16 protein-coding genes are annotated in these 20010 nt (G+C 68.8%); 13 read left to right on the plus strand and 3 right to left on the minus strand.

Annotation, left to right across the window (positions count from 1 at the left end; translation table 11 throughout):
• Nucleotides 1-88 precede the first annotated feature (88 nt).
• Nucleotides 89-2161 (plus strand): lectin, encoded by a 2073-nt coding sequence (locus JYK02_RS14740; RefSeq protein ID WP_207051555.1) that lies wholly within the window; start codon nt 89-91, stop codon nt 2159-2161.
• 49 nt (nt 2162-2210) lie between these two features.
• On the opposite strand, the gene JYK02_RS14745 is transcribed toward JYK02_RS14740, so the two are convergent.
• Together JYK02_RS14745 and JYK02_RS14750 are read right to left on the minus strand one after the other, a co-directional pair.
• Entirely contained in the window at nt 2211-4679 is a 2469-nt protein-coding gene (locus tag JYK02_RS14745; protein WP_207051556.1) for a phosphoketolase family protein, read from the minus strand.
• Between the two features lie 13 nt (nt 4680-4692).
• Nucleotides 4693-5787 carry a class I fructose-bisphosphate aldolase gene (locus JYK02_RS14750; RefSeq protein WP_207051557.1) on the minus strand — a complete coding sequence of 365 codons (1095 nt, stop codon included), beginning with the start codon at nt 5785-5787 and terminating at the stop codon, nt 4693-4695.
• Between the two features lie 193 nt (nt 5788-5980).
• Between JYK02_RS14750 and JYK02_RS14755 the strand changes: the two genes are divergently transcribed.
• The gene (locus JYK02_RS14755) at nt 5981-7492 is read left to right on the plus strand and encodes a Cof-type HAD-IIB family hydrolase (RefSeq protein WP_242588750.1); all 1512 of its coding nucleotides are present in this window, start codon (nt 5981-5983) and stop codon (nt 7490-7492) included.
• Here the strand turns inward: JYK02_RS14755 and ppk2 are convergent.
• Nucleotides 7473-8273, minus strand: coding sequence for a polyphosphate kinase 2 (ppk2, locus tag JYK02_RS14760; protein WP_207051559.1), 801 nt, complete (start codon nt 8271-8273; stop codon nt 7473-7475). The genes JYK02_RS14755 and ppk2 overlap by 20 nt on opposite strands.
• Nucleotides 8274-8516: 243 nt before the next feature.
• On the opposite strand from ppk2, the gene JYK02_RS14765 reads away from it, so the two are divergent.
• From JYK02_RS14765 to JYK02_RS14815, 11 genes are all read left to right on the plus strand, one after another.
• Nucleotides 8517-10133 carry an efflux transporter outer membrane subunit gene (locus JYK02_RS14765; protein ID WP_207051560.1) on the plus strand — a complete coding sequence of 539 codons (1617 nt, stop codon included), beginning with the start codon at nt 8517-8519 and terminating at the stop codon, nt 10131-10133.
• Between the two features lie 10 nt (nt 10134-10143).
• Nucleotides 10144-11154: an HlyD family secretion protein gene (locus JYK02_RS14770; RefSeq protein WP_207051561.1), complete on the plus strand. Its 1011-nt coding sequence runs from the start codon at nt 10144-10146 to the stop codon at nt 11152-11154.
• A gap of 23 nt (nt 11155-11177) precedes the next feature.
• The gene (gene rbbA, locus JYK02_RS14775) at nt 11178-13991 is read left to right on the plus strand and encodes a ribosome-associated ATPase/putative transporter RbbA (protein WP_242588751.1); all 2814 of its coding nucleotides are present in this window, start codon (nt 11178-11180) and stop codon (nt 13989-13991) included.
• 2 nt (nt 13992-13993) lie between these two features.
• A complete protein-coding gene (locus JYK02_RS14780) occupies nt 13994-15118 on the plus strand; it encodes an ABC transporter permease (RefSeq protein ID WP_207051562.1) in 1125 nt (374 codons plus the stop codon).
• A 119-nt stretch (nt 15119-15237) separates the two neighbouring features.
• On the plus strand, nt 15238-16008 hold the full coding sequence (locus tag JYK02_RS14785; protein WP_207051563.1) for a hypothetical protein: 771 nt from the start codon (nt 15238-15240) through the stop codon (nt 16006-16008).
• A 262-nt stretch (nt 16009-16270) separates the two neighbouring features.
• Nucleotides 16271-17584 carry a hypothetical protein gene (locus JYK02_RS14790; RefSeq protein ID WP_347402501.1) on the plus strand — a complete coding sequence of 438 codons (1314 nt, stop codon included), beginning with the start codon at nt 16271-16273 and terminating at the stop codon, nt 17582-17584.
• Nucleotides 17585-17624: 40 nt separating this feature from the next.
• Complete coding sequence (locus JYK02_RS14795; protein WP_207051565.1) at nt 17625-18539, plus strand: class I SAM-dependent methyltransferase; 915 nt, start codon at nt 17625-17627, stop codon at nt 18537-18539.
• A complete protein-coding gene (locus tag JYK02_RS14800) occupies nt 18536-19093 on the plus strand; it encodes a hypothetical protein (RefSeq protein WP_207051566.1) in 558 nt (185 codons plus the stop codon). The genes JYK02_RS14795 and JYK02_RS14800 overlap by 4 nt, the downstream gene beginning before the upstream one ends.
• Nucleotides 19094-19195: 102 nt before the next feature.
• On the plus strand, nt 19196-19417 hold the full coding sequence (locus JYK02_RS14805; protein ID WP_207051567.1) for a hypothetical protein: 222 nt from the start codon (nt 19196-19198) through the stop codon (nt 19415-19417).
• 46 nt (nt 19418-19463) lie between these two features.
• On the plus strand, nt 19464-19685 hold the full coding sequence (locus tag JYK02_RS14810) for a hypothetical protein (RefSeq protein ID WP_207051568.1): 222 nt from the start codon (nt 19464-19466) through the stop codon (nt 19683-19685).
• A gap of 48 nt (nt 19686-19733) precedes the next feature.
• The gene (locus JYK02_RS14815) at nt 19734-19961 is read left to right on the plus strand and encodes a hypothetical protein (protein WP_207051569.1); all 228 of its coding nucleotides are present in this window, start codon (nt 19734-19736) and stop codon (nt 19959-19961) included.
• Nucleotides 19962-20010: the final 49 nt, after the last annotated feature.

A 20010-nucleotide genomic window follows, 5' to 3' on the forward strand; every position in this document is an offset into this window, starting at 1 on the left:
GGCTCAACACCCGACGGTGCGTGCCAGAGAGTTCACTTGAGGAGCACCTTGAATTCCGTGAAAGAGACGGAAGCAAAGGAGCAGCTCAATGCACGTTCGTCACCTGGTGGCCGGACTCCTGGTCGCCGTCGCTGTTGGTTGTGAAGGAAAGCCGGAGAACGACCCCGAGTTCCAGACGCAGGACGCCTCCGTGACCGCGGGCACGCGGCTCATCGGCGTGCAGTCCGGCCGCTGCCTCGACGTGGCTGGGAACACCCAGACGCCGGGGACCGAGCTCCACATCTACGACTGCAACGGCCAGGTGAACCAACGGTTCCTGTTCACGCCCGAGGGCGAGCTGCGCGCATTCGACGGCGCCCGGTGCATCCAGCCGGAGACGTCCAGCTCCGGAGCACGCGCGGTCAGCGTCCTCTGCGATGGGACGGCGAACCAGCGGTGGGTCCGCAACACCAACGGCGCGGTCGTGCACACGGCGACCTCGCTGTGCCTCGACGTGTCCGGCCAGGCCACCGCGAACAGCTCGAAGGTCATCCTCTGGACCTGCAATGGCCAGACGAACCAGCGGTGGTCGCTGCCGCCCGACACCCAGGCGCCCACCGTACCCACGGGGCTCACGCTGTCCAACGTGACGTGCAACACGGCCACGCTGTCCTGGTCGCCGTCCACGGACAACGAGGGCGTCGCCTTCTATGACGTCTACCACGACGGCCAGCTCATGAAGTCCGTCTCCGGCGCGGTCGTGTCCACCGGGCTGACCGTGGTCCCCGGCGCCACCTGGGGCCTGTATGTGAATGCGCGGGACGCGGCGGGCAATGTCTCCCAGGGCAGCGCCACGCTCTCCATCACCCCGCCGCCGTGCCAGGTGGACACGCAGGCCCCCACCGTCCCGACCGGCGTCACCGCCACCGCCTCCGGCACCAGCGTGACCGTGACGTGGAGCGCGTCCACCGACAACGTGGGCGTCACCGCGTACGACGTGTTCCGGGGAGGCGTGAAGATTGGCACGTCGTCCGGCTCGCCGCCCGGGAGGACCTTCGTCGACAGCGGCCTGTCCCCGAACACGGCCTACGCCTACGCCGTGCTCGCGCGGGATGCCCAGGGCAACGCGTCCGCCCAGAGCGCGTCCACGACGGTCACCACCGGTCAGGCCTGCGCGAACCCCGTCTGCTCCGTCACCCAGGTGGCCACCGACACGGACATCCCGTGGGGCCTGGTGAACCTGCCGGACGGCTCCGTGCTGTACGGCCGCCGGGACGCGCAGGACATCGTCCGGTTGGATCCGGCGACGGGCCAGAAGACGTCCGTGGGCACCGTCCCCAACGTGCAGAGCACCGACGGCGAAGGCGGCCTGATGGGGCTGGCCCTCTCCCCCACCTTCTCCACCGACCGGTGGCTGTACGTGATGCACACCTCGCCCACCGACAACCGCATCGTGCGCCTGCGGTATGAGAACGGCGCCCTCAACACCGCGTCGCTCCAGGTGCTGCTCCAGGGCATCGGCCGCAACAAGTTCCACAACGGCGGGCGCCTGCGCTTCGGGCCGGACGGCAAGCTCTACGCGTCCACGGGCGATGCGCAGAACGGCGCCTACGCGCAGGACCTCAACAACCTGGCTGGCAAGGTGCTGCGGCTCAACGCGGACGGCACCGTGCCGTCCGACAACCCCTTCGGCAACTACGTCTGGAGCTACGGCCACCGCAACCCGCAGGGGCTGGCCTTCGACTCCCAGGGCCGCCTCTGGGAACAGGAGTTCGGCAACTCCGTGATGGACGAGACCAACCTCATCCAGAAGGGCGGCAACTACGGCTGGCCCAACTGCGAGGGGACCGTGTCCCAGGGCGGCTCCGGCTGCGCGACGGCCGGGTACATCGCGCCGAAGCAGACCTACTCCACGGCGGAGGGCTCCTGCTCCGGCATCGCGGTGGTCCGTGACGTCCTCTACGTGGCCTGCGCCCGCGGCACGCGCCTCTACCGCGAGGTCATCAGCGGCACCAGCCTGACCAACGTGCAGCAGTTCTTCGTGGGCACCTACGGCCGGCTGCGCACCGTCGAGCCGACGCTCGACGGCAACCTGTGGCTGACCACCACCAACCAGGGTGACAAGGACAGCATCCCCAACAACAGCAACGAGAAGATCTTCCGCGTCGTCCTGGGGCCGTAGCGCGAAGGCTCACGCATGGCGCCCCGCTGCGCCATGCGTGAGCGTCCCGTCAGTCCGGCCAGGTCCAGTCCGCGATTTCAGGCCGGTCCCGGCCGTGCTCGTGCGCGTAGGCCAGGTTGTCGAGGATGGCGTTCTTCATCTCCTCCTTCAGGTGCCCGGCCTTCACGGACAGCCCCGGCACGCGGTCGATGACGTCGATGACCAGGTGGAAGCGGGACGTCTCGTTGAGGATCGCCAGCTCGAAGGGCGTGTTGATGTTGCCCTTCTCCCGGTAGCCGTGCACGTGCAGGTCTTCGTGGTCGATGAAGCGATAGGCCAGCTTGTGGATGAGCGACGCATAGCCGTGGAAGCTGAAGATGATGGGCTTGCCCGGCGGGAACAGGCTCTGGATCTCTCGCTGGGTGGACCCGTGCGGATGATCCGCTGACGACTGGAGCTTGAACAGGTCCACGACGTTGATGAAGCGCAGCTTCAGGTTCGGTGCGCGCGCGCGCAGGATGGAGGCGGCGGCCAGGGCCTCCTGCGTCGCGACGTCGCCGCAGCAGGCCATGATGACGTCCGGCTCCGCGTCCTCGTCCGTGCTGGCCCGCTTCCAGATGCCGATCCCCTTGGCGCAGTGGGCGACGGCCTCGTCGATGCTGGTGAACTGCAGGTGCTTCTGCTTGTCCGCGACGATGACGTTGACGCAGTCGGTGCTGCGCAGGCACTGGTCCGCCACCACCAGCAGCGTGTTGGCGTCCGGCGGCAGGTAGATGCGCGTGACCGTGCCGGACTTGTTCGTCACCAGGTCGATGAAGCCCGGGTCCTGATGGGAGAACCCGTTGTGGTCCTGACGCCACACCGTGGAGGACAGCAGGATGTTCTCCGACGCGACGGGCGCCCGCCATTTCACGTGGTTCTTGCTGATGTCCAACCACTTGGCGTGCTGGTTGAACATGGAGTCGATGACGTGGGCGAACGCCTCATACGTGTGGAAGAAGCCGTGGCGCCCCGTGAGCAGGTACCCTTCGAGCCACCCGAGCAGCGTGTGCTCCGACAGCATCTCCATGACGCGGCCGTCCCTCGCGAGGAAGCCCCCGTCTTCGTCCTGCGGCGACAGGTTGGCCATCCAGGTCTTCCCGCTCACCTCGTAGAGGGCCTGGAGCCGGTTGGAGGCGGTCTCGTCCGGGCCGAAGACGCGGAAGCGCGTCGGGTTGTCACGCATGATGTCGCGCAGGAACTCGCCGAGCGGCTTCGTGTTCTCATGCAGCGTGGTGCCGCGCGAGCCGACCTTGACCGCGTAGTCTCGGAAGTCGGGCATCTTGAGCGCCTTGCGAAGCAGACCGCCGTTGGCGTGGGGGTTCGCGCTCATCCGCCGGTTCCCCTTGGGCGCGAGCGACCGGAGCTCCGGCATCAGCCGTCCCTCCGCGTCGAACAGCTCCTCGGGCCGGTAGCTGCGCATCCAGTCCTCGAGCGCCTTCAGGTGCCCCGGGTTGTTGCGCACGTCGCCGAAGGGGACCTGGTGTGAGCGCCAGGAGCCCTCCAGCTTGTGGCCGTCCAGCTCCTTGGGGCCGGTCCAGCCCTTGGGCGAGCGCAGGACGATCATGGGCCAGCGCGGACGCGTCGGGGTGTCCGTCAGCCGCGCCTTCTTCTGCAGGGCGCGGATCTCCTCGACGGCACGCTCCAGGGTCTCCGCCATCTTCTGGTGCATCTCAACCGGGTCGCTGCCCTCGACGAAGTAGGGCTTGTAGCCGTAGCCGACGAACAGGGACTCCAGCTCCTCCTGGCTGATGCGGGAGAGGATGGTCGGGTTGGCGATCTTGTACCCGTTGAGGTTCAGGATGGGCAGCACGGCGCCATCCCGCACGGGGTTGAGGAACTTGTTCGAGTGCCAGGCCGTCGCGAGCGGCCCCGTCTCCGCTTCGCCGTCACCCACGACGCAGGCGACGATGAGGTCGGGGTTGTCGAAGGCCATGCCATACGCGTGCGACAGGCTGTAGCCCAGCTCGCCGCCTTCGTGGATGGAGCCCGGCGTCTCCGGGGTAACGTGGCTGCCGATGTGGCCGGGGAAGGAGAACTGCTTGAAGAACCTCCGCATCCCCTCCGCGTCCATGCTCTTGTCCGGATAGACCTCCGAATAGGTGCCCTCCAGGTACGCGGGCCCGAGCACGCCCGGGGCACCGTGGCCCGGCCCGGCCACGAAGATGACGTCGAGGTTCTGCTCGACGATGAGCCGGTTCAGGTGGACCCAGGTGAACGAGAGCGCCGGGCTCGCGCCCCAGTGGCCGAGCAGCCGGTGCTTCACGTCCTTCGGCGTCAGGGGCCGGCGCAGCAGCGGGTTGTCCTGGAGGTAGATCATCCCCACCGCCAGGTAGTTGCACGCCCGCCAGTACGCGTTCATCAACTCCACTTCCCTGGCGGTGAGCGGTCCCCCGCCCCGGGTCTGCTCGCGGCCTGGAACGTAGGGTCCCTGGCCGTGCTCCCTGGCCGACAACGGCGGCCCATACTCCGACGCTTCCGTCCCTTCGGGGTGTGCCATGACATGCCTCCCATCAGTGGTGGGTGTGGAGAGTTGAGTCGGACGGGCCGTGGATGGAGAACGGCTCCATGGCCCGGGCGAAGCCCGCTTCGCCCTCCATGTCCTCGCTGTACGTGCCCAGGGCCGCCGCGCTGTCGCACCAGGCGCGGTGGTGGAACATGCGCTGGGCGGCGGGCACCTGCTCGCTCCGGCCCGCCCAGGCTTCGAGCGCTTCGTCCTGCAGCGCGCGTCCGTAGGAGAAGCTCAGCGTCCAGGGCTTCGGGCCTTCCAGCGCGTTGATGGCGTTGAGGTGTTCCGTGGCCAGGACCGGGTCCTGTCCGCCGGACAGGAAGACGATTCCAGGGACCGCGGGCGGCACATGGCGCGTCAGGACGCGCAGCGTCGCCTCCGCCACCTCCTCCACGGAGGCCTGCCTCGCGGAGCCGTGGCCCGCGGTGATCATGTTCGGCTTGAGCAACATCCCTTCCAGGGACACCCGCGCGGCGAAGAGCTCGTTGAAGACCGCCTGCAGCACGCGCCCCGTCACGTCCTCGCACCGCTCGAGCGCGTGCGCGCCCTCCATCAGGACCTCGGGCTCCACGATGGGCACCAGGCCCTGCTCCTGGCAGAGCGCGGCGTAGCGCGCGAGCGCGTGCGCGTTCGCGTGGATGCACGGTGCGCTGGGCCGCCCGTCGCGGATGGTGAAGACCGCGCGCCACTTGGCGAACCGCGCCCCCAGCTCGCGGTACTCCTCCAGCCGCTCGCGGAGCCCGTCGAGCCCTTCCGTGACGAACTCTCCCGGCGCGCCGGCCAGGGGGCGGACGCCGGCGTCGACCTTGATGCCGGGGATGATGCCTCGGCCCGCCAGCAGGTCGACCAGCGGGATGCCCTCCGCGCTGTCCTGACGAATCGTCTCGTCCTGCATGATGACACCGCCGATGAACTCGGCGATGCCGGGTGTACTGAAGAGCAGCTCCCGGTAGGCGCGGCGGCTGTCCGCGGTCGACTCGATGGCGCGCGCGGTCAGGCGCTTCGTGATCGTGGAGACCGTCTCGTCCGCCGCCAGGATGCCCATTCCGTCAGCAATGATGGCTCTCGCGGTTTCACCGAGCCCTGGCGTCGTCGGCATGTGTTCCTCCCATCCCTCGGACGAAAACCTGAGCGCGTCCCGGTGCTCCGACAACTGCCGGTGGGGCGCTCGGCAACGGGTCTGCCTTTGAGCGCCAGGCAGCAGGGTGCGCATCCTGCTCCCAGCCCCCACTGTCACAGGCGAGGCCCGGCGTGCGGACATGGCGGCGACGAGCGGGCGGGCGGAGGCAGCCATGACCATCAAGTTGCTCATCGCGGACGTCGACGGGACCATGGTGACGCGGGACAAGGTCCTCACGCCGCGAACCTGCGAGGCCGTCGCCCGGCTGCGCGCCAGCGGCATCCAGTTCACCCTCACGAGCGGGCGGCCGCCGCGCGGGATGGCAGGGTTGGTGGCCCCGCTGAAGCTCACCGCGCCCCTGGCGGCGTTCAACGGCGGCATGTACGTCAAACCCGACCTCACGACGGTGCTGGCACAGCGGATCCTGCCGCCCGCCATTGCCAGACAGGCCGTCGACTTCATGCTCCAGGCGGGCCTGGATGTCTGGGTATACCAGGGGGTGGACTGGTTCCTCCGCGCCCCCGAGGCCTTCCGCGTGGCTCGGGAGAAGAGCAACGTCGGGTTCGACCCGATCGTCGTCGCGGACCTGCACGGCGTGCTCGACGCCGCCATCAAGCTCGTCGGGGTGAGCGAGGACACGGCGCGGGTCCAGCGCTGTGAGGCCGAGCTCGCCCTGCGCCTGGGGGCGGAGGCCTCCGCGGCGCGCTCGACGTCGTACTACCTCGACGTCACGCACCCCGAAGCGAACAAGGGCATGGTCGTGCGCGAGGCCTCACGCCTGCTGGGGCTTCCGCTCGAGCAGATCGCGGCCATCGGGGACATGGCCAACGACCTGCCCATGTTGAGCATCGCCGGCATGGGCATCGCCATGGGCAACGCCAGCCCCGAGGTCCAGGGCCTCTCACGCCACGTCACGCGCACCAACGAGGAGGAGGGCTTCGCCCACGCGGTCGACACCTTCATCCTGGGCCAGCCGCCCCTCGCCCGGACGAAGCTGGGCCTGCCGCCGCGCGCGCGCGCCTGCCTCTTCGGTCTGGATGGTGTCCTCACCCAGACCGCCAGCCTCCACGCCCGGGCCTGGAAGCAGCTGTGCGACTACTACCTGCGGCAGCGGGCGCGGTCCTCGCGGCAGCCCTTCATCCCCTTCGACCTGGTGCGCGACTACAGCCGCTACTTCGACGGCAAGCCGCCCCTGGAGGGCATCCACGCGTTCCTCGACGCGCGCGGCATCGAATTGCCGGAGGGCACGGTCCACGCGCTGAACGACCGCAAGGGTGAAGTCCTGGTGGAGCTGCTCCGGCAGGAGCGCGTGGAGACGTATGAGGGGACGGTCCGCTACGTCCAGGCGGCGCGCGCCGCGGGACTCCGGACCGCGGCCGTCTCCACGAGCAGGCACGGCGCGGAGCTGCTCCAGTCCGCGGGCCTCCCGGAGCTCTTCGACGCGCGGCTGGACGCCACGCCGCCTCCGGAGCTCTACCTCGCGGCCGTCCGGGCTCTCGGTGCCAGCGCCGAGGAGGCGGTCGTCTTCGAGGACTCGCCCGCCGGCGTCGCGGCCGCACGGGCGGCCCACTTCGCCTATGTCATCGGCGTCGACCGGGTGGGACAGCCCGCCGGGCTGCGCCGCCACGGCGCGGACCTCGTGGTGACGGACCCCGCCGCCCTGCTCAATACCTCTCCGGAATGAAGTTCTTCCCCCGGAGCGACGCGTCGTCGTCGTACTCGCCCTTCGTGGAGCGATGGGGCAGCTTCACCTTGGGACGCTTCACCTGTTCGTGGGGAATCTTCTCCAGCAGGAAGCGGATGCAGTTGAGCCGCGCCTTCTTCTTGTTGTCGGAGCGCAGGATGTGCCAGGGCGCATGCGGCGTGTCCGTCGCGGCCAGCATCTGGTCCCGCGCCCGGGAGTAGTCGTACCAGCGCGTCCAGGACTCGAGGTCCATCGGGCTCAGCTTCCACTGCCGCAGGGGGTCGTCGATCCGCGCCGCGAACCGCCGGTCCTGCTCCGCCTTGCCGACCTCGAGCCAGATCTTCAGCAGGAGGATCCCGCTCTCGACCATGTACTTCTCGAAGACGGGACACCCCTGCAGGAAGCGCTCGTGCTCCTCGGAGGTGCAGAAGCCCATCACGGGCTCCACCCCGGCCCGGTTGTACCAACTGCGATCGAAGATCACGATTTCGCCCGCCGCGGGGAAATGCGGCACGTATCGCTGCAGGTACAGCTGTGACTTCTCCCGGCTTGAAGGGGCCGGGAGGGCCACCACGCGAAACACCCGGGGGCTCACCCGCTCCGTGATGGCGCGAATCGTGCCCCCCTTCCCCGCGGCGTCCCGCCCTTCGAAGACCACGATGACGCGCATCCCCTCCTGCTTGACCCAGTCCTGGAGCTGGCAGAGCCGGGCCTGGAGCTTGCGAAGCTCCTTGTCATAGTCCTTGCGCTTCAGGGGCTCTGAATGGGTGTCCTGGGCCATGGACTCAGGGTCGTGCGCCCCAACGGCAAGCGCAATGCGTACCCGGGGGAGACGCGCCCGCCTGCCGAAGGCGCCCAACGGAAGACACCCACCTTGTCGGGCCGACGGCATCCACGTCGCCCCCGGGCCGGTGTCTCGCATTGCGGAAAGGACATCGCGGGCCGTCCCCCGGGGCATCCAGGTGGCTCGTACTTCCGCGCGCTCCGCGCAGTGCGGACCCTCCCAGCCATCGAGGTGTCTCGGATGCGGGGGACGAACAACACCATGCAGGGGATGAAGCCGGGGTTCGGCCCCATCGTCTACACATTGCCGCTGCTCGGCGTCCTATCCGCGCTCTCCGGGTGCACGGTAGGCCCCGACTTCAAGAGGCCCGAGACCGCGATCGCCAAGGAGTGGCGCACCCAGGACGACCCCCGGCTCGCGAAGCAGGCCGAGGTCGACACCCAATGGTGGAAGTCGTTTGGGGATCCGACACTCGATCGCCTCGTCGAGACCGCCTGGCGGCAGAACCTGCCGCTGCAGGTCGCGGGGCTGAGGATTGTCGAGGCGCGCGCCCAGTTGGCCATCCTCACCGGCCGGCAGTACCCGCAGGTGCAGGTGGCCACCGGCAGCGCCGCCGCGGTGGGCCGCAGTGAGAACTCCGCCGCGTCCAATCTGTTCGACGCGGCCAACCTCGGCGACATCGACCGCCACTTCCTGGAATACCAGCTGGGCTTCGACGCGCTGTGGGAGGTGGACTTCTGGGGCAAGTACCGGCGGGGCGTGGAGTCGGGAACCGCCAATCTGCTCGCGTCCGTGGCGGACTACCAATCCTCGGTCGTGTCACTCACCGCGGAGGTCGCGCGGACCTACGTGCTGGTGCGGACGTACGAGGTGCTCATCGAGCAGGCGCGGCAGAACGTCCGCATCCAGGAGGAGGGCTTCGGGATCGCCGAGGCGCGCTTCAGCAGTGGCGCCACTTCGGAGCTCGACATGACGCAGGCCGCGACCCTGCTGGAGAGCACCCGGGCCACCATCCCGCAGCTGGAAGGTGGGTTGGAGCAGGCGCGCAATGCCCTGAGCACGCTGCTGGGCCAGCCCACGGGCGCCGTGGACGCCTTGCTGGCGGGGCCCAAGCGGATCCCCATGGCGCCCGCGACGGTGGCGGTGGGCATGCCGGCTGAAATCCTGCGGCGGCGCCCGGATGTCCGCAGCGCGGAGCTCTTCGCCGCCGCGCAGTGCGCGCGGATCGGGATCGCCGAGGCGGAGCTCTACCCGAGCTTCTCCCTCTTCGGGACCATCGGGCTGCAGGCGAGCACCGCAGGCACGTCCTCCGGCAACCTCTTCTCCCTGGGCAGCCTGGTCTATTCGGTGGGCCCCCGCATCGTCTTTCCCTTCCTGAACTACGGCCGCCTGAAGAACGGGGTGCGTGTCGAGGACGCGCGGTTCCAGCAATTGCTGGTCAACTACCGCAACACGGTGCTCAAGGCGGGCCAGGAGGTGGAGGACTCGCTGTCAGGGTTCGTCAGTGCCCAGAAGGCCTTGGCGTTCCAGCAGGCCGCCGTGAAGGCCGCGCAGCGGTCGGTGGAGCTCGCGGTGGTGCAGTACCGGGAGGGCGCCGTGGACTACCAGCGCGTGCTGGACGCGCAACGCTCGCTCCTGGAACAGCAGAACAACCTGACCCAGACGAGCTCGTCCATCGCCACGAACCTGGTCGCCCTCTACAAGGCGCTGGGCGGAGGCTGGGAGGTCCGCCGCGGCCAGCCCGTCGTGCCGGAACCGATGCAGGCCGAGATGGAGCAGCGGACGAACTGGGGAGACATGCTGTCCAAGCCACGGGCGCAGGAAGCCAAGACGCTTTCGCAACCGGGAAAGCAATAGGGAGTCCGCCATGCCCAAGCTTCCGGAAGGAAAGACGAAGTGGGTCATCGGGTTGGTCGCCGTCGCGATCCTCGCGTTCATTGGCTTCAAGTATTGGAAGGGGAAGCAATCCGCGCTGCCGGAGGGAATCTTCTCGGGCAACGGCCGCCTCGAGTCGAAGCTGGCGGACGTCTCCGCCAAGGAACCCCTGCGGGTGAAGCAAATCCTGGTCAACGAAGGTGACCTCGTCAAACCAGGCCAGGTGCTGGTGCAACTGGACACCACCACGCTGGAGTCCAACCTGGCGGAGGCCCGGGCGAACCTCGCCGCCACGCAGGAGAAGCTGGCGGTGGCCCAGGCAGGGATCGTCAAACAGAAGAGCGAGATCGAGCTCGCCACCATCGAGGTCGAGCGCGCCCGCAGGCTGGTGGCCCGGGGCGCCGGCTCGCAGCGGGACCTGGACGTCCGCACGAGCCAGTTGGAGACCACGCGGGCCAGCCTGGCGGAAGCGGAGGCCACGCTGAAGACCTCCAAGCAGGAGATCGAGGTCGCGCGCGCGAACGCCGAGACCATCCAGACGCGCATCGCGGATGCGACGCTCAAGTCTCCGGTGACGGGACGGGTCCTCTACCGCCTGGCCGAGCCCGGCGAGGTGCTGTCTCCCGGAGGGCCGGCGCTGACGCTGGTGAACCTGGAAGACGTCTACATGGAGATCTTCCTGCCGGCCAGCGAGGCCGCCCGCGTGAAGCTGGGCTCCGAGGCGCGCCTCACCGTCGACTTCGAACCCAACCGCGCCATCCCCGGGTACGTGTCCTTCGTGTCCCCGGAAGCGCAGTTCACGCCCAAGCAGGTGGAGACGAAGAGCGAGCGGGAGAAGCTGGTGTTCCGCCTGAAGCTCCAGGTCCCCCGGGAGCTGGCCAGCCGCTACGTCGAGCGCATCAAGACGGGCATCCGGGGCGTCGGCTACGTCAAGGTGGACCCTTCCGTGGAGTGGCCCGCTCGGTTGCGGAACGTCATCACGGAGCAATCCGCGTCCCGTTAGCCGGACACCGGGAGGGCTCCGCCATGGTCTCAGCCGTGTCTCCAGCATCGCCGGGCGGCTCCTCCAGCAAGCTCGCGGTGTCCATCCAGGACGTGACCCACCGCTACGGCAAGGTCGTCGCGCTCGACGGCATCTCGCTCGACGTCCCGGCCGGCATCATGGTGGGCATCGTGGGGCCTGACGGCGTGGGCAAGTCCACGCTGATGGCCCTGGTGGCCGGCTCCAAGAAGATGCAGCAGGGCCGGGTGATGGTCCTGGACGGGGACATCGCGGACGCCCGGCACCGGCGCGCCGTGGGGCCGCGCGTCGCGTACATGCCCCAGGGCCTGGGCAAGAACCTCTACCTGGAGCTCAGCGTCTACGACAACGTGGACTTCATGGCCCGGCTCTTCGGACTGTCACCCGAGGAGCGCAAGGTGCGCGTGCCGGAGCTGCTCGCGGCCACGGGCCTGGGCAAGTTCGCGGAGCGCCCCGCCGGCAAGCTCTCCGGCGGCATGAAGCAGAAGGTGGGCCTCTGCGGCGCGCTGGTGCACGACCCGGATCTGCTCATCCTCGACGAGCCCACCACCGGCGTGGACCCGCTCTCCCGGCGGCAGTTCTGGACCCTCATCGACGACATCCGCGCCGGGCGCCCCGGCATGAGCGTCATCATCTCCACGGCCTACATGGACGAGGCCCAGCAGTGGGACTGGATCGTCGCCATGGACGCGGGGCGCGTGCTGGCGACAGGGACTCCCGCGGAGCTGATGGCGCGCACGGGGACCCAGGACCTGGAGAAGTGCTTCATCGCGCTGCTCCCCGAGGAGAAGCGCCGGGGCCACAAGGAGATCGTCATCCCGCCGCGTGTGCAGGGCAACGCGGAGCTGGCCATCGAGGCCCATGGACTGACCCGCCGCTTCGGGACCTTCACCGCCGTCGACCACGTCACCCTGTCCATCGAGCGCGGGGAGATCTTCGGCTTCCTGGGCTCCAACGGCTGCGGCAAGTCCACGACGATGAAGATGCTGACCGGCCTGCTGCCCCCCACCGAAGGGACGGCGAAGCTCTTCGGCAGCTCCGTGGATGCCGGCAGCATGGAGGTGCGCAAGAACCTGGGCTACATGACGCAGGCGTTCTCGCTGTACGGCGAGCTGAGCGTCCAGCAGAACCTGGTGCTGCACGCGCGGCTCTACCACCTGCCTCCAGACAAGGCGAAGACACGCATCGATGAGCTGGTCGAGCGGTTCGGCCTGGGCGCGCACCTGGAGGCGCTGGCCGGGGACCTGCCCATGGGCCTGCGCCAGCGGCTGTCGCTGGCCGTCGCCGTGCTGCACGGGCCGCAGATCCTCATCCTGGACGAGCCCACGTCAGGCGTCGACCCGGTGGCCCGGGACAGCTTCTGGGAGCTGCTCATCGACCTGTCGCGCAAGCAGGGCGTCACCATCTTCGTGACGACGCACTTCATGAACGAGGGGATGCGCTGCGACCGTATCTCCCTCATGAACGCCGGGCGGGTGCTGGCGGCGGACTCCCCCCAGAAGCTCATCGAGGCCCGCAACGCGGACAGCCTGGAGACCGCCTTCATCGGCTACATGGAGGACGCCATCGCGGAGAAGGCCCGCGCCGAGAGCAAGGGCGCGGCGCCCAAGGAGGTGCCTCCCGCGCCCGCGCCCAAGGCCGCCCCGCCCCCGCCTCCGGCCGCGCATCGTGTGGACCGGGCCGGCCTCCGGCTGCGACTCGGCCGGTTGCTCGCGTACAGCCACAACGAGACCATCCAGATCCTCCGCGACAAGGTCCGCCTGGCGTTCGCCTTCATCGGCTCGGCGCTTCTGATGCTCGTCTTCGGCTTCGGCATCACGACCGACGTGGAGAACATCCGCTACTCCGCGCTGGACATGGACCAGACGCCGGAGAGCCGCGCGTACCTGGAGCAGTTCAGCGCGGCGAAGCCCTATTTCGCCGAGACGCCGCCCGTGTCGTCCTCGGACGAGGCGCTCCGCCGGCTCCAGTCAGACGACGTCTCCATGGTGCTGGAGATTCCGCCGCGCTTCGGCCTGGATCTCCGCAGGGGCTCGGGGCCGGAGGTGCTGGCGCAGGTGGACGGCGCCATGACGTTCCGTGGCGACACCGTGGAGCAATACGTCCAGGGGGTCCACAACCGGATGCTGCGGGATCCCGCGAGCGGCTTCTTCTCCGCCAGCGCGCAGAAGGACACCGCCAACATCGAGGAGCGCTTCCTCTACAACCCCACCTTCGAGAGCGTCTACTCCATCGTGCCGAGCGTCCCGGCGCTGCTCCTGCTGCTCATCCCCGCCATCCTCATGACGGTCAGCATCGTGCGTGAGAAGGAGCTGGGGTCGATCATCAACTTCTATGTCACGCCCACCGGGCGGCTGGAGTACCTGCTCGGCAAGCAGCTGCCCTACGTGGTCATCGGCATGGCCAACTTCTTCATCCTGACCGCGCTGGCGCTGGTCGTCTTCGGGGTGCCCATCAAGGGCAGCTTCCTGACCTTGACGCTCTGCGCGCTGTTCTACGTCGCGGCGACGACAGGCATCGGGATGGTGACGTCCACCTTCACCGGAAGCCAGGTGGCGGCCGTCTTCGTCACGGCCATCCTGACCATCGTGCCCACCATCCAGTTCTCCGGCTTGTTGCAGCCGGTGTCCACGTTGCAGGGCGGGGCCGGTGTCGTCGGCTCCATCTGGCCCGCCACCTATTACATGCACGCCAGCCTGGGCGCCTTCACCAAGGGACTGGGAGCGGGCCTCATCATGCGGGACGTCCTCTTCATGGCCGTATGCGTTCCCCTCCTCCTGGCCGTCAGTGTCATCGGCCTGAGAAAGCAGGAGAAATAGCGGTGAACTCACTGCTGAACATCCTGTGGCTCGGGCTCAAGGAACTTCGCAGCCTGCTCAGCGACGCGGTGCTGGTCGTGTTCGTCGTGTATGCGTTCACGCTGGCCATCTACGTCCAGGCCACGGGGACCTCGAGCGAGGTGAACAACGCCTCGATTGCCTTCGCCGACGAGGACGGCTCCGCGTTGTCCAAGGAGCTGCTCAACGCCTTCTACCCGCCCCGCTTCAAGCTGCCGGAGCTCATCTCCCCGGATGAGGTCCAGGCGGACATGGACCGGGGCCGGTTCATGTTCGTCGTGGTGATTCCGCCCCGCTTCGAGCACGACCTGCGCGCGGGGCGCAATCCAGACATCCAGGTGAACATCGACGCGACCGCCATGCAACAGGCGGGCATCGGCTCCGGCTACATCAAGAACATCATCAACGACCGGATCGCCTCCTTCCTCAAGCGCACGGAGGAGACGGGACCGAAGCCCGTGAACCTGGTCGTTCGCAAGCTCTTCAACCCCAACGGGGTCTCGTCCTGGTTCAAGAGCGTGGTGGCCATCATCAACCAGATCACCCTGTTGACCGTCGTGCTGACGGGCGCGGCGGTCATCCGCGAGCGCGAGCACGGCACGCTGGAGCACCTGCTCGTGATGCCGCTGACCTCGTTCGAGATCGCGATGGCGAAGGTCTGGGCCAACGGGCTGGTGATCCTCGTGGCGACCGCGGCTTCGCTCCTGCTGGTCGTGCACATGGTGCTGAAGGTGCCGTTCGCCGGCTCGGTGGCGCTGTGGTTCGTCGGCGTCGTGCTCTACCTGTTCTTCGCCACGGCGCTCGGCATCTTCCTGGGGACCATTTCCCGCTCCATGGCGCAGTTCGCGCTGCTCATCATCCTGGTGGTGCTGGTGCTGATGCTGCTGTCGGGCGGGAGCACGCCCGTGGAGAGCCAGCCGAAGTGGCTGCAGTACGTGACGTACCTGCTGCCTGCCCGGCACTTCGTCAGCTTCTCCCAGGTCATCATCTACCGCGGCGGAGGGCTGGGGGCCGTCTGGCGCCAGTTCCTGATGGTGAGCGCGGTGGGCGTGGGGTTCTTCGTCTACAGCCTGGCGCTCTTCCGCAAGTCCATCGCGGTGAGCAAGTAGGGACCCGTCGCGGAGGGATCCACGGGTCCGCGTCCGCGCGATAGGACCCAGAAGCTGCCCGCGCGGATTCGGCGGGAGCCACGGGACTGGCATCGCGAGGAGGCTCTAACGTCCTCGCCATGCGACTGCTCCCCCGCCTCCACCTCTTCGAGTTCCTCGACCAGCCGTGGTTGCCCGCGCTGTTGCGCCGTGGCGAGGTCGACTACCTGCACATCGTGCTGGACCGCACGCGGCCCTACGACGCCGTGGCTCCGCAGCTGGGCGATCTGCTGCGCATGACCGGGACGAACCGGATCATCGACCTGTGCTCCGGCACGGGTGGCCCCTGGCGCACGCTGCTCCCGACGCTGCGCAAGGCGAATCCCGAGGCCGAGGTCGTGCTCACGGACCTCCACCCCACGCCGGTGCCGGGGCTGCCCGAGGGCGTGCAGTACCGCGACACCCCGGTCGACGTCACCCGCATCCCGGAGGAACTGACGGGGCTGCGCACCCTCTTCGAGGGGCTGCACCACTTCCGTCCGAAGCAGGCGCGCGCCCTCCTGGCGGACGCCGCCACGCGCGGAGTCCCCATCGCCGCCTTCGAGCTCACGCAGCGCTCCCTGCCCTACGTCCTCATCCAATTGCTGCTCATCATCCCCCTGGTGTGGGGCTTCACCCCGCTCATCCGCCCGGTGCGCTGGTGGCGGCTGCTGCTCACCTACCTGGTGCCCATCATCCCGCTGCTCATCCTCTGGGATGGCATCGTGTCCTCGCTGCGGACCTACGCCCCGGAGGACCTGGAGGAGCTGACGGAGGGGCTGGATGCCAATGGCTACCGCTGGCACAGCGGGGTGCATCGCGCGCAGGGAATGACCATCACCTATCTGCTTGGACTGCCCCGGCCCCGGTAGAGAGGGCCTGCCCCTTCGCACGAACGACACGCGGCCTCCCAGGACACTCCCACCCCCTTGGGGTGCCCCTTGGAAGGCAACGCCTCGCGTCCCACCGTCCGCGCTTCGTGGACCGGGAGGCGTGGACATGCATGCAAGGAATTGGGGGGCCCTGCTGTGGCTCAGCCTGGCAGGGGTGGGTTGTGGGGGATTGCCAGAGGCGGTGGAAGACGGCTCTCGCGAGGTGACCGCCCAGGCATGCCCCCCTGGGGTGGCGTCCCGGGTGGCGGCCATCACACCGCCGGGTTCCGCGGGCTTCATGGGGGAGCTCACGAACGTCCAGGGGACGCTCTACTTCGTCACCTCCGACTTCGACACCGGTTCGGTCCTGTGGCGCAGCGACGGCACGGAGGCGGGGACCGTCCCGGTGAAGACGTTTCCGGGGCCCCCCGGCGTCTACCAACCGACGAACCTCGTCGCGGTGGGCAACAGGCTCTTCTTCCAGACCCGCACCGACGCCACCGGCATGGAGCTGTGGAGCAGTGACGGGACGGAGGATGGGACCCAGCTGGTCAAGGACATCACCCCCGGTCCAGCCGACTCCGTCCTGGACAAGGCCTACGAGGTCAATGGCCGCCTGGTGTTCTTCCGCTGGGTGCCGGTGTCGTCAAGCGAGTCGCGGCCGGAGCTGTGGCGGTCCGACGGGACGTCCGCCGGCACGCTGCGGGTGCGGAACTTCCGCGCGTTCACGGGCTTGAGCTACGACAAGTTGAAGGTCGGCAACGCGTTGCTCTTCTTCTTCTCGGAGGAAACGGGCACCACGCTGTGGAGCACCGACGGCACGCTGGCCGGGACCACTCCCGTGAAGCAACTGGACGCGGGGTTCACCTACGTCAGGGGCGTGAGCCGCCCGGGCGAGCCACCGCTGTTCATCCTGGATGACGGCCCCAACCACGAGGTGTGGAAGACGAATGGCACCGCCGCGGGAACCCTCCGTCTGGATTCCTTCGGCAAGCCCGTGAACCTGCTCGGGGCGCTGGGCTCGTATGTCTATCTGACGTCCGTGGACAGCCCGGTGACGAAGCGGCTGCGCATCGACCGGCTCTCGTTGAACGGCGGTGGCAAGGCACAGGTCACCACCCTGCCCAACCCCTATGCCTCCGACGAGTACGCCTCTCCCGCCGTGCGGATGGCGGCGGTCTCCGGCAGCGACCTCTTCTTCTCCATGGTCATCCAGAGCGACGCCCCCGTGCCCACGAACGTGTCGCTGTGGGCGACGAATGGAACGGCCGCGGGGACCCGCATGCTCTTCAACAATCGCTATGTGGAGTACGGGTACCCGTACCCGGTGTTCGCCACCGGCACGGGTCAGGTCCTGTTCGGCGGCGCGCCAGACGAAGACGGCCCCGTCCTGCCCTATTTCACCCGGGGCTCCGTGGCGACGCAGGGTCAGCTGGCGGACGTCTTCCAGCCGCAGTCGTTCACCCGCGTGGGCAATCGCATCTTCTTCACCGCCCTCGACGCCACCGACGAGGGCCAGCTGTGGTCCGTGCCGGCCACCTTCAGCTGCCCGCCAGGGACGACGCCGGTGCGCTGAGCCGCCCGGCGGTGAGGTACACTCCAGCGCACTCGCTGGCATGCCCTCCGACCTGCTGGAAATCTCAGACCTCATCGTCGACTACGACGTCGCGACGCTCCAGCCCCGGCCGGTGTCGCGCTCGGCGGTGGTGGCGCGGCTCATGGCGAACGGGCAGCGCTCCGCCGCGCGGCTCGTGCAGCGGCTTCCCGCGTCCAATGACACGCTCGACGTCGAGGCCTGCAACCTGGCCCTGCTGCGCTCGCACATCGAGCTGCAGCGGCTGAGCGAGGAGTTCCTTCAGGCGGACCGCATCCGCGGCGTGCTGCTGCCCCTGCTGCAGGCGCTGCGAGAGGCCGGCGTGAAGCCTCCGCTGCGCGTCGTCGACGTCGGGTGCGGCCTGGGCTACGCCGTCCGCTCGCTCGCGGCGCACGGACGGCTGGGACGCGACGTCGAAATCATCGGCTGCGACATGAACGTGACGCTGATTGAAAACGCCCGGCGGCTCGCGGAGGAGGAATCCCTCTCCTGCGAGCTCAAGGTCGCGAACGCGTTCCAGTTGGAGCAGCCAGGCCACGTCTTCATCTCCACGGGCGTCTTGCATCACTTTCGTGGGAACGACCTGAACGCGTTCTTCGCGGGCCAGCGGCAGGGGCACGCCTTCGTGCACTACGACATCCAGCACTCGGTGCTCTCGCCCTGGGGCTCGTGGATGTTCCACCAGGCCCGCATGCGGGAGCCGCTCGCGCGCCATGATGGCGTGGTCTCCGCGCGGCGCGCCCATCCCACGGAGACCCTGCTGACGGCGGCCCGGTTGGCGACGGGGTTCACCTGCGCGTCCCTGGACGGCGCCCGGAACCTCCTCGGCGCGGTGCTGCGCCCCATGACGGCCACGCTGGGGGCCCGCGCGGAGCTGTGGGACCCGCTCCTGCGCCACCTGGGACCGCTGCGCGCACGGCTGGGGCCCGCGCGATGAACGCCGTCCTTCCCGTGCTGCTGGCGCTGCTGGCCATCACGGATGCCTCGTTCTGCGGCTTCCGCGTCGCGGCGGGCCGGGATGCCCGCATCTTCAAGGCGGACTACTACCGGGCCGCCATCCGCCGGGGGATGGGGCGGGGCCTCTTCACGACCGCCGCGGTGGGCGCCGGAATCGCCGGGGCCTGCCTGTTCGCGCCGGGCCTGTTCCCGCAGTTGCTCGTCTGCGCGCGGGCCATCCTCTGGGTGCTCCTGCCGTACGCGACGCTGACGCTGGTGGGCATGGGCGTCTGGGCGGCGGCGGAGGCGGATGCGCGGACGCTCGCGAGCGTGGTGGTCCTGGGGCCGTTCACGCTGATCCGCCCCTGGGTCATCGCGGCGGCGGCCGCCGTCGGCGCGTGGAAGGCTCCGGGCCTCATGGCCGCGCTCGTCACCGTCGCCGCGTGCGGCGCCCAGCTCGCGCTCGAACCGTGGCTGAACGCGGGCATGCGCCCGAGGCTCCCGGGCCATGGGTCCAACGGGACCGTGAAACACGAAAACACGCGTGTTTCCTGACAGTTCCAGACCGCCTTCCCTCCCCTGGCTTGCCCGCTCCCCGGTCTCTTCCTAGGATTCGCGGCTCCGCCAGTTCCCCCCTCAACTCCTGGAGCGACCACCATGCGGTACACGCGCAAGAACATCTCTGACCTGCTGGGCACCGTGCAGGGCAACCCCGACGTGGTGGGCTTCTGGACGTCCACCATCGGCAGCTACACGTACAACATCACCCCGTCGGCGGGCGGCAACATCCTCCAGGACATCTACAACCCGAATCACCGGATGTGCGAGGACGGCGGCCAGACCGTCTTCGAGGACGCGGCGCAGATCGGCTGCTACTAGCGCCCCCCCGCATCCCCTCCCTCCACACGACACGCGGAGCACAGCCATGCGTTACACGCGCAAGAACGTCAGTGACCTGTTGAGCTCGGTGCAGGGCAGCCCGGATGTGCAGGGCTTCAGCACGTCCACCTTCGCCGGCTCCTCCTGGACGATGGTCGCCTCCTTCGGTGGCGGCGCCGTCTGGCAGAACTCCTGGACGTACCAGTGGACCTGCGAGGACGGCGGCAGCGTCACCGCCGAGGACCGCTCGACGTTCGGCTGCTACTAGCGCCGCGCCTTCCCCCTGCCGTTCCACCCGCCGCACGGAGGTCCCCCGATGCGTTTCACGCGCAAGGATGTCTCGGAGTTGCTGGAGCAGGTCCACGGAGGCCCGGACGTCGTGGGCTTCGCCACGTCGAACTTCTCCAGCACCACGTACTCGCTCGTCGCATCGGGGCCGGGGACCGTGTGGCAGGACCTCTACAACTCGGCCCACCGGCTGTGTTCCGAGGACGGCGCGACGTCTCCCTCCGAGGACTGCGGCGGCGGCGGCATCTCCTTCTAGCCGTCCCGCGGTCCCCGGTGCTTCCCCCGCTTCCCCCCGTCTCGCGGTC

Source organism: Corallococcus macrosporus, assembly GCF_017302985.1.
Lineage (GTDB): Bacteria > Myxococcota > Myxococcia > Myxococcales > Myxococcaceae > Corallococcus > Corallococcus macrosporus_A.